The sequence below is a fragment of the Cupriavidus sp. 8B genome (genome assembly GCF_054589115.1).
This window is the reverse complement of record NZ_BAAILO010000476.1, coordinates 33685-39717: the sequence shown is the minus strand read 5'-3', so window position 1 is coordinate 39717 and position 6033 is coordinate 33685. Positions and strand designations below refer to the sequence as shown.

The window sequence follows — 6033 nt, the reverse complement described above, 5'->3', positions numbered from 1 at the left end:
ACGCCGATTGACCAATGCCTGAATTTGTCCTCACCCTCAAAGAAAAGTAACCAAAAGAAAGCGATCCTTGCAGGAGGCTGGCGTGGCGTCATTGGGGACCCCAATGATTTCGTCGTACGGCCCCGGGTGCTAATGACCTCGTGCCGTTACCAGTTTAGATCATCACGACAATGCCAATGCCCAGGGTTTCGTGGTGGCCCCCACCGGTAGCCACCACCACGAATTTCAAGCCGTCTATCGCTCGCAGCGCGGGCGTCCACGAAGTTGCAAGCGTCCCGTTTTCGTCGTGGGCGCGGTGGCACCGCCGGAATAGTTTTGAGGGATTCACCACCGCGCCCACCCCACCACGAAACCATCACGGCGTGATATATCGTGGCGCTTCACGCCGGTACCGGCAGATGTGTGGATGAGCAGGGATGCTGCTACCGAGCAGCCTCACGACGAAACCGGCGTCATTCGCAAGATCGTGGCCATTTAAACCGGTAACGGCATGAGGCCATTAGAACCCGGGGCCTGACGACGAAACCACCGGGCTGCGCAACCCCGACACGCCAGCCTCCTGCAAGGATCGCTTTCTCTTGGTTACTTCTCTTTACGAGTAAAGAGAAGTGACATCTCACATGTGTGTAAACGGCCAACCCCGTACAGCCGCGACAGCAGCTAGAAGCGCCAAAACACGTCCAGCCCATCAACCATCAAAGCCGCCCAGCCGCGCAAGCAGCCGGAAGCATCAAAACCCCGCCCTAAAGAGACACCCCCGCGTCAGCGGGCTAGTCCTTCGCAACATCCACCACCAGTTTGCCCTTGGCCGTGCCGGTCTCGATCGCGCGATGCGCCTCGATGGCGTCTTCGAGCTGGAAGTGCCGCGGGTCGAGCCGCACGGAGAGCTTGCCCGCGTCGGCCAGCCGCGCTGCTTCGCGCAGGATCTCGCCGTGGTGCGCACGGCCCTTGCCGGTGAGCATGGGCATCAACGTGAACACGCCGGAGTACGTGGCCGCACGAAACGACAGCGGCGCCAGCGCATGCGTGCCCCAGCCAAGGCAGCTCACCACATGGCCGCCATAGGTGCGCGCGGCGAGGAACGAGCTGTCCAGCACCGCGCCGCCCACCGTATCGTAGACCACGTCGAAGCCCGCGCCCGCCGTGTATTGGTCGACATACTGCGCGACCGATGTCGTGGCGTGGTCGATGGCGGTGGCGCCGTAGCCCTCGATGATAGCCTTCTGCGCGGCCGAGCCCGTGGCGTAGACCTGCGCCCCGAGCGCGCGGGCGATCTGTACCGCGATATGCCCCACGCCGCCCGCGCCGCCATGCACCAGCACCTTCTGGCCAGGCTGCACGCGGGCCCGGTCGACCAGGCCTTCCCACGCGGTGATGAATACCAGCGGCAACGCGGCGGCTTCGCGCATCGACAGCGTGGCGGGCTTGTGCGCGAGCAGCTCGGCGTCGACCGCCGCGTACTGGGCGAGCGAGCCTTGCAGGCCGCCGACGCCTCCTGTCATGCCATAGACCTCGTCGCCGGGCGCGAAGGCCGTTACGCCCGCGCCCACGGCTTCGACCACGCCGGCCAGGTCCAGGCCCAGCACGGCGGGAAATGGGTGGCGGGCGTGCTCCGCGTGGCCGGCGCGGATCTTGGTGTCGAGCGGGTTGACGCCGCTGGCCAGGATGCGCACCAGCACCTGGCCGGGGCCGGCGTCTGGCTTGGGAAGCCGGGCGGCCGTGAACGGCGCGCCCGCGGATTCGACGACGAGGGCCTGCATGGTGGCTTGGGGCATGATGCGCTCCGGATAGTTGGCGATGGATTGGCGATGGAGTGGCGGTGGGTTGGTGTGGCCATTCTTGGCCATGCCGGCGTGTTCGTAAATCAACGCTTCTGTACTCTTGCCATGCAGTTTTGAATGGAGTGTTTCTCTCCATTTGCGCACGCCCAGGTAGAAGATGCTGCAGGCTCCAGATCAGCGCGATCCCCGCTTCCTGCTCGGCCGCGCCCTCAGGCGCGGGGATGCCGAACCCGGTCCGGATCTCGTCTGGCACCGGCAGGAAGATCCTGGTGCGCAGCTTGTTCAGGTACTTGTATGGGACCCGGGAGGTGTTGTAAGGGTGGTCTATAAGTAACTTTTATCTCGGCGGAATTCGTTGGGCCGCGAATAAAGATTCTGCCGCGCGGCCAGTCCCCACAACGATTTTCACAATTCCAGGGTAAACACGTATCAAGTCGTCGACTTGAAAACGCCACCCCCCGTCCCTATAATTAGCACTCGCTGGGCATGAGTGCTAACAGACCTCTTCCAGCGTACTAATTCTGCTGGCCGTCAGTGCTGGCGGTCAATTTTTGTGAACCTAAAATCACTTTTTGTACCAAGGAGTCCGTATGAATCTGCGTCCTTTGCACGACCGCGTGATCGTGAAGCGTCTGGACAATGAAACCAAGACCGCTTCCGGCATCGTGATTCCCGACAACGCTGCCGAAAAGCCTGATCAAGGTGAAGTGCTCGCCGTGGGCCCCGGCAAGAAGGATGACAAGGGTGCTTCGATTGCGCTCGACGTCAAGGTGGGTGACCGCGTGCTGTTCGGCAAGTATGCCGGCCAGGCCGTGAAGGTGGATGGCCTGGAACTGCTGGTCATGCGCGAAGAAGACATCATGGCCGTGGTGAACAAGTAATCCACGCACCCCCTTTCGTACAGATTTAGGAGATTCAGAACATGGCAGCTAAAGACGTAGTATTCGGCGACGCCGCCCGTGCCAAGATGGTCGAAGGCGTGAACATTCTCGCCAACGCAGTCAAGGTTACCCTGGGCCCGAAGGGTCGCAACGTGGTGCTGGAGCGCAGCTTCGGCGGCCCGACCGTGACCAAGGACGGTGTGTCCGTGGCCAAGGAAATCGAGCTGAAGGACAAGCTGCAGAACATGGGCGCGCAAATGGTCAAGGAAGTGGCTTCCAAGACCAGCGACAACGCCGGTGACGGTACCACCACCGCAACCGTGCTGGCCCAGTCGATCGTGCGCGAAGGCATGAAGTACGTTGCCGCCGGCATGAACCCGATGGACCTGAAGCGCGGCATCGACAAGGCTGTGGTGAACGCGGTTGAAGAGCTGAAGAAGCTGACCAAGACCACCACCACCAGCAAGGAAATCGCCCAGGTTGGCTCGATCTCCGCCAACAGCGACGAAGTGATCGGCAAGCTGATCGCTGAAGCAATGGACAAGGTCGGCAAGGAAGGCGTGATCACCGTGGAAGACGGCAAGTCGCTGGCCGACGAGCTGGAAGTCGTGGAAGGCATGCAGTTCGACCGCGGCTACCTGTCGCCGTACTTCATCAACAACCCGGAAAAGCAGGTTGTTGCCCTGGAAAACCCGTTCGTCCTGCTGTTCGACAAGAAGATCTCGAACATCCGCGACCTGCTGCCGGTGCTGGAACAAGTGGCCAAGTCGGGCCGCCCGCTGCTGATCATCGCTGAAGACGTCGAGGGCGAAGCCCTGGCGACCCTGGTGGTGAACAACATCCGTGGCATCCTGAAGACCGCTGCTGTCAAGGCTCCGGGCTTCGGCGACCGCCGCAAGGCCATGCTGGAAGACATCGCCATCCTGACCGGCGGTGCAGTAATCGCTGAAGAAATCGGCCTGACGCTGGAAAAGGCAACCCTGCAAGAACTGGGTCAAGCCAAGCGCATCGAAATCGGCAAGGAAAACACCATCATCATCGACGGCGCCGGCGACGCAGGCTCGATCGAAGCACGCGTGAAGCAGATCCGTGCCCAGATCGAAGAAGCGACCTCGGACTACGACCGTGAAAAGCTGCAAGAACGCGTGGCCAAGCTGGCCGGCGGCGTTGCAGTGATCAAGGTTGGAGCCGCCACCGAAGTCGAAATGAAGGAAAAGAAGGCACGCGTGGAAGATGCACTGCACGCAACCCGTGCAGCCGTGGAAGAAGGCATTGTCCCCGGCGGCGGTGTGGCACTGCTGCGCGCTCGCGCTGCCATCGCTGGCCTGACCGGCGACAACGCTGACCAGAACGCCGGCATCAAGATCGTGCTGCGCGCCATGGAAGAGCCGCTGCGCCAGATCGTGCTGAACGCTGGCGAAGAAGCTTCGGTCGTCGTGGCCAAGGTCATCGATGGCAAGGGCAACTACGGCTATAACGCCGCCACCGGCGAGTACGGTGACCTGGTGGAAATGGGCGTGCTGGACCCGACCAAGGTGACCCGCACCGCGCTGCAGAACGCTGCTTCGGTCGCTTCGCTGATGCTGACCACCGACTGCGCAGTTGCTGAAACGCCGAAGGATGAATCGGCTCCGGCAATGCCGGGCGGCATGGGCGGCATGGGCGGCATGGACGGCATGATGTAAATCTGCCGGCCCGCCAAACGGCAGCCTGCTGTACCCGTAGTAGCAAAAACCCCCGCTGGCGCGAGCCGGCGGGGGTTTTTGCTTGTGGGGCGACGGTATGGGGGGCGAGCTGCGCGCCGTCGCCGGAAAGCCTCAGATCTCCACGGTATAGCACCAGTCGAAGGCCGGGTTCTCCAGCTCGCCGGTCTTGCGGCGGATATAGCCGCGCGGGTTGCACACCACGCGCGCATCGTCGAGGCGGTAGTCGAAGCCCGTATGCGTATGGCCATGCACCCACAGGTCGGCCTGCGCGACCAGGTCCGGGCGGCGCGAGATAAAGCCGGCGGAGACCAGGTCGTGGGAGAAGCGCGGGTCGAGGCTGCCCAGATCCGGCGCATGGTGGGTGACCACCACCGTCTTGCCGGCAAAGGGCGTGGCGAGCTGCGCCGCGAGCCAGGCGCTGGCAGCCTGGTGCCGCGCCAAGGCATCGGCCACGGTGAAGCGGCGGTGCTGGCCGTTGCCATCCGCCACCTCGATCAGGCGGTGGTCGACCATCACGCCCGCGCAGGCCAGCATCGACTCCTCGCGCCGGCCGGCGCCGAACAACGCGTAGTCAGTCCACCAGGTGGTGCCGATCACGCGCACCGGCTCGCCCGCAAGATCATCGAAATAGGCAACGGCATCATTGAGCACCCGCACGTGCGGCGCCGCCTGGGAGGCTTGTGCCATGGCGGCGTCGACCGTTTCGAAGGCGCCCTCGTAGTACTCGTGATTGCCCGGCACATAGACCACCGGCCCCGAAAAGGTGCGCGCGGCCCAGTCGACGCCGGCGCGGCCGTTGGCGATATCGCCGGCCAGCACCACCAGGTCGGCGGGGCAGGCGGGGACTGACGCCGGTGCGTCGTGTTCGAGGTGCAGATCGCTGAGGATGCGGATTCTCATGCTGGCTCCATGCGGGTGTACGCTGGCGCGGGCGCGCACGTGCATGGATTCTTCAGAAAAGCGCCGGCCCGGTCAAGGCCGGCGTGGCCCTCAGAAGACGCCCGGTAAAACGCGGTAGTGAACCTTGCTCCGATAGGCCCGGTACTCGGGATCCTCCGACAGCAGCGCTTCCTCGCGGGCGATGCGGATCCCCTGCAGGACAAACTGCCCGGCGAACACCAGCACGTTCTGCAGCCCGAAGTTGGCCAGCAGGAAGCCGATGTCGGTGGCGAGGTAGCCCAGGTAGATCGGATGACGAACGAGCCGGTAGGCGCCACCCGACACGATTCCGCGGTTGGCCGGCAGGATGCCGAACGAATAGCGCAGCGAGGCCTTGGCGAAGATCTGCCAGGCCAGCCCGGCGATCTGCAGCCCGGCGCCGATCGCCTCCGGCACGATGCGCGTGCCGGGCGCAAGCTGGATGGCCATGAAGTAGTAGGTGCCCCCGAGTGAGCAGAGGACGGCGACGAAGCTCCAGTCGCGCCGCGCCGGCACCCGTACGATCAGTGACAGCCCGACCGTCAGGCATTCCGTCACGACGATCAGCAGCAGCGTGATGCGCGTCGGCTCGGCGAGCCAGTGCGTGATAGCCGCGTAGGCGAACAGGCCGAGGAGCAGGGCGGTGGCGATGCGCAGGCCCATCTCAACCGCGATCTCGCGGGGCCGCAGTGCCATGGGCGGGGGCGTCCCGGCGAACTCAGCGGATTTGCTGTCGTACATGATTTC

Annotated in this window: 5 protein-coding genes; 2 read left to right on the top strand and 3 right to left on the bottom strand. The window is 63.8% G+C overall.

Annotation, left to right across the window (positions count from 1 at the left end; all coding sequences use genetic code 11):
• Positions 1 to 770 precede the first annotated feature (770 nt).
• Positions 771 to 1775 (bottom strand): zinc-dependent alcohol dehydrogenase family protein, encoded by a 1005-nt coding sequence (locus tag ACYP5B_RS44760; RefSeq protein ID WP_459573866.1) that lies wholly within the window; start codon positions 1773 to 1775, stop codon positions 771 to 773.
• A gap of 596 nt (positions 1776 to 2371) precedes the next feature.
• Between ACYP5B_RS44760 and groES the strand changes: the two genes are divergently transcribed.
• The gene (groES, locus tag ACYP5B_RS44755) at positions 2372 to 2662 is read left to right on the top strand and encodes a co-chaperone GroES (RefSeq protein WP_267605761.1); all 291 of its coding nucleotides are present in this window, start codon (positions 2372 to 2374) and stop codon (positions 2660 to 2662) included.
• A 41-nt stretch (positions 2663 to 2703) separates the two neighbouring features.
• Entirely contained in the window at positions 2704 to 4347 is a 1644-nt protein-coding gene (groL, locus tag ACYP5B_RS44750; RefSeq protein WP_318236167.1) for a chaperonin GroEL, read from the top strand.
• 132 nt (positions 4348 to 4479) lie between these two features.
• Here groL and ACYP5B_RS44745 read toward each other — a convergent pair whose 3' ends face one another.
• Positions 4480 to 5268: a metallophosphoesterase gene (locus ACYP5B_RS44745; protein ID WP_459573865.1), complete on the bottom strand. Its 789-nt coding sequence runs from the start codon at positions 5266 to 5268 to the stop codon at positions 4480 to 4482.
• A 90-nt stretch (positions 5269 to 5358) separates the two neighbouring features.
• Positions 5359 to 6027 carry a methyltransferase family protein gene (locus tag ACYP5B_RS44740; RefSeq protein WP_459573864.1) on the bottom strand — a complete coding sequence of 223 codons (669 nt, stop codon included), beginning with the start codon at positions 6025 to 6027 and terminating at the stop codon, positions 5359 to 5361.
• Positions 6028 to 6033: the final 6 nt, after the last annotated feature.

What these genes read in the sequence shown, in the direction of transcription:
- ACYP5B_RS44760 (WP_459573866.1), bottom strand. Translation starts at nt 1,775, where the DNA reads ATGCCCCAAGCCACCATGCAGGCCCTCGTCGTCGAATCCGCGGGCGCG.
- groES (WP_267605761.1), top strand. Translation starts at nt 2,372, where the DNA reads ATGAATCTGCGTCCTTTGCACGACCGCGTGATCGTGAAGCGTCTGGAC.
- groL (WP_318236167.1), top strand. Translation starts at nt 2,704, where the DNA reads ATGGCAGCTAAAGACGTAGTATTCGGCGACGCCGCCCGTGCCAAGATG.
- ACYP5B_RS44745 (WP_459573865.1), bottom strand. Translation starts at nt 5,268, where the DNA reads ATGAGAATCCGCATCCTCAGCGATCTGCACCTCGAACACGACGCACCG.
- ACYP5B_RS44740 (WP_459573864.1), bottom strand. Translation starts at nt 6,027, where the DNA reads ATGTACGACAGCAAATCCGCTGAGTTCGCCGGGACGCCCCCGCCCATG.